The following is a 3,576-nucleotide window of genomic DNA, read 5'->3' as shown; positions in this document are numbered from 1 at the left end:
TCTTACTGTTATTTCAGTTTTTATGGCTTGTGGAAGAAACTTCCAGTATACAATCGTTCACTACAGAAAAAAGGAGAGGGTTGTTTTATGGTTCTGAGATTTTCCAAATCCTCACACGAAATTCGTGAGGTCCACCACCGTAACGTGAATGTACCCAAATATCATTAGATGTCAAATTATACCATCGAAGCTCAGTTTCCCTACCGTCGTGGTCGAAACCATCATTAATACCTAACAGTCCTGTTGAACTATTCCTTACAAGGTTAACCAATACTTCTGTTGTGTTCAATCCATGTGTAAACATCATTTTCCCAGCTCCTGAAACTGCTACCCATCCGCTGTCGTATGCTGGTGCTGGAAGCCAACCTGTGAAGTTCTCTATGGTTATCACACCTGCTGGTCCCTGTTCACCTTGTAGTCCAGTTTCTCCCGTATCTCCTTGAGGTCCTGTTAGACCTTGCTCCCCTTGAACTCCTTGTAATCCTTGAGGTCCAATATCTCCAGTATCCCCCTTATCGCCTTTTAGTCCTTGAAGTCCTGTGTCTCCTGTATCACCTGTCTCTCCTTGCAAACCTTGAAGTCCAATATCACCTTTTTCTCCTTGAGAACCTGCTGGTCCTAGAAGCCCCGTATCTCCTTTGTCACCTTTTTCTCCTTGTGGTCCCACTGGCCATTGCGTGGAGAGTACAGTTGAGATAGCACTCGCAGCCAGAATCGCAACGACAAGCCCAATCAAGAACGTCCTCCTCGAAACTACTATTTCAGCCATTTTTCTCACATTCCATCTGAATACTTGTTTTACTGAAAACTCAGTTTTTATGACTTGTGGAAGAAACTTCTAAATGCAGCGCGCGCTATATTCTAAGGGCGCTGATAAGTTCAGGTGGCACGCGATGAAAGCGAAGCCGACATATACTGAGTTTTCAGATTAGTAACACTGTCACCAATTCGATAGAACTTAATTCCACAATTACTTTATACTAGTTATAACAAACCCTGAATAGAGGATTCTAGCAAATGAGAAAAGCTGGGCTTATTGTCATTACATTACTATCACTCTCTTTTCTTAGCAGTATCAACGATGCAAGAAGTGAGTCTTCAGAACCTCAAATTACAGTAACGAAACTAGCCAGTCTTGGCGACACAGACAGATGGATTGTACATATCAGGAATGATGATGGTGAGGAAAGCATCATCAACATCGAAGGGAAAAAATCTGAACTTACTCTTGTTGAAGCTCAGGTTCAGACTCTTGGGATGGCTGAGGCCACATCGGGTGGAAATCATATTGTTCAGCAGGATGTTCTCCTTGGAGCCAAGTATTATTGGACCTACGAGTTCAATGTATTGGGTTATCCAGTTAAATTGTTCGAGTTCAATTTGGACATAGGTTTTCCAGTAAGAATCGATATGCAATACAGTGACCCCATGATTAGAGGCGGAAGTTATCCTGTATACGCCACGTTGACTCCGCTAGATTGGACTAACTACGACGAATTTAAATGTGATTTCTCTGTGGTCGGATTCAGGTTGTTCCATGCTAAACGAAGTTACACAACTCCTTTTGGGCTAGCTAATTCTTGGAACATGGAATTTGGACCATATTATTTTCTGTACAACATACCTATAATACTCCCGTTACCCTTTCTTGATGTCGGTTTGACGGTAGAACCACGTTTGTTCTCAAACAGGATAGACGCTCTCGCTAAGGTATTCGGTGATGGAGAGCTAGTAGGGGGTGCGTTAACTCTAAATGGGGAATGGGTCAAACTGCTTTCCTGGAACACTTCGGGTCAAACAAGACAGTTTACTGTCTCGGCGGGAGATTATAGTTCGTTAGATTGTTCGTCCATAATTTTGTCGCAGCTTCGTCTATACATCGACAGCCTGCGGGTAGATTTTGACGTTGCCTTGTTGGCGCATGACCCCTTCTATTTGGTCACGCTATCAGGTGGGTTTCCATTATTCTATCTTGACTTCAGTCATATGATACCGCCAAACGTTTTTGGCACACATCCAGAGTCTCCTGTTTCTGAAATACGGGTCGATGTTCCTGTGACTGAACTTACTAATGTAGTTCCAGAAGTTCCATGGGGCACAGCTATGGCTTCAGCGTCTATGATAATCGCACTCATAGCTTACGTTACAATGCCCAAATGGAGAAGAAAACGGAAATGCCTTAATTCATAAGGGTTCCTCCCTTTTTACACCAAAAAGCAATCTCGCGCATGCATGCAAAATAGTATCATGAGCGTGGAGTAAAGAGAGCATGCTTGTATTGCATGTTTATGCAGCGCGCACTCTTCGATACCCTAATCCGCCCCGCGACACATGAAAAAGGGGGAATAGTTGGGAACAAGACGGGTCAAGCGGTCATATAGAAATGGAACTGAGCATCACCTTGTTCAGTAGCCTGGTTCTCAACTTGAACCTTTATATAATCTCCTTGAATCTGGTATGTCCTTCTCGCCATCACATCTTCGATAGTAACGAAGTTTTCAACTACATAATAATTGCCAACACCAATGCCAGAAAACACTCTTATCCTAACTGGCCAAGTTGTCAAAATGTGTATTGTGATTTGTCTGTAGCCTGCTGTATCGTTTACGAACTCAAAATTAGTCCAAGGGTTTACATGGATTGGCCCTACACTCCAAATCTTATGTTCGTAGCCAGCGATTTTTATTCCTGATTCCCAGTTTGTTACATTCACATATAGACATCCGTCACCGTCTGTTCTTGGCCAGTTAGTCACCGTCACGTTTTTCGTTGGGTTTCCAGTTGTGCCGTAGGCTGATGCTGCGGGAACTATATCATAAATATCTATATCGCCATCACTATCCTGGTCACACCAAGGGTCATAAACGCCTTGACTCGACGTTATTCCCACGTAGAAAATTGACGTTAGAAGTACGACTAAGAGAATGATATTCATTAATGTTGAAAGTTTAAATTTCATAATTTACTGTCACCTCCCTTTCTCTTCTATTATCCCTTTGCAATAGCATTAGCCGGAAGACTATAAAAAACGATATAGAAAAAACTTCTAGTTGTCATACTTAAGAGAGCTTTCTTTTGCATTTTGGACAAGCCGCAGGATATTCTTTCATGCTGACTCCGCATAAGAAACATATACAGATGTTGCACTGGAGACAATGCCAATTAGCTCCAGTGATTCTTTGTCCACAAAAATAACAAGGCTTGGTTAGACACGCATCAGACATAGTGTCTTCTTTTTAGGAAGAGGGTATTTAGAGATTTTGAAGCAACGACAAATGGCAAAGCAGAGAGAAGAGTGAAACAGATTTTAGTTACAGAAGCCATGTATGCATGCAACACGTAATAAGTGAAAGGTTAAAGAAACATGATGGTAAAGAAAAAATAACAAATGAGAGGATGCTTGATTGGATGGGCACTTTTGCACGTATCTGCCGATACATTTCAAAGAATTGGCCGCTTTTTCTAATTAGTGTAATTTGCATATTTATTAGTGCAATTGTAAGTGTGCAAATTCCTCTTTTAACTAGAGCCGCCATCGACAACGTTATTACTCCTCTTGCTGAGAGCAGACTTGAA

4 protein-coding genes are annotated in these 3,576 nt (G+C 41.9%); 2 read left to right on the top strand and 2 right to left on the bottom strand.

Annotation, left to right across the window (positions count from 1 at the left end):
- Positions 1-85 precede the first annotated feature (85 nt).
- Positions 86-769, bottom strand: a complete 684-nt coding sequence (locus KAU88_09900; protein MCK4478816.1) for a collagen-like protein — start codon at positions 767-769, stop codon at positions 86-88.
- Positions 770-1,017: 248 nt separating this feature from the next.
- Here KAU88_09900 and KAU88_09895 point away from each other — a divergent pair, with 248 nt between their 5' ends.
- Positions 1,018-2,190, top strand: a complete 1,173-nt coding sequence (locus KAU88_09895) for a hypothetical protein (protein ID MCK4478815.1) — start codon at positions 1,018-1,020, stop codon at positions 2,188-2,190.
- 175 nt (positions 2,191-2,365) lie between these two features.
- On the opposite strand, the gene KAU88_09890 is transcribed toward KAU88_09895, so the two are convergent.
- Positions 2,366-2,959 (bottom strand): hypothetical protein, encoded by a 594-nt coding sequence (locus KAU88_09890; protein MCK4478814.1) that lies wholly within the window; start codon positions 2,957-2,959, stop codon positions 2,366-2,368.
- 371 nt (positions 2,960-3,330) lie between these two features.
- Here KAU88_09890 and KAU88_09885 point away from each other — a divergent pair.
- The coding region (locus KAU88_09885; GenBank protein ID MCK4478813.1) for a hypothetical protein at positions 3,331-3,576 on the top strand (246 nt) is incomplete at its 3' end.

This window comes from Candidatus Bathyarchaeota archaeon, assembly GCA_023131225.1.
GTDB lineage: Archaea > Thermoproteota > Bathyarchaeia > Bathyarchaeales > SOJC01 > JAGLZW01.
This window is presented reverse-complemented; position numbering and strand designations above follow the sequence as displayed.

Excerpts from the sequence above, each read along its gene's own strand:
- KAU88_09895 (MCK4478815.1), top strand. The coding sequence starts at position 1,018 with ATGAGAAAAGCTGGGCTTATTGTCATTACATTACTATCACTCTCTTTT.
- KAU88_09900 (MCK4478816.1), bottom strand. The coding sequence starts at position 769 with ATGGCTGAAATAGTAGTTTCGAGGAGGACGTTCTTGATTGGGCTTGTC.
- KAU88_09890 (MCK4478814.1), bottom strand. The coding sequence starts at position 2,959 with ATGAAATTTAAACTTTCAACATTAATGAATATCATTCTCTTAGTCGTA.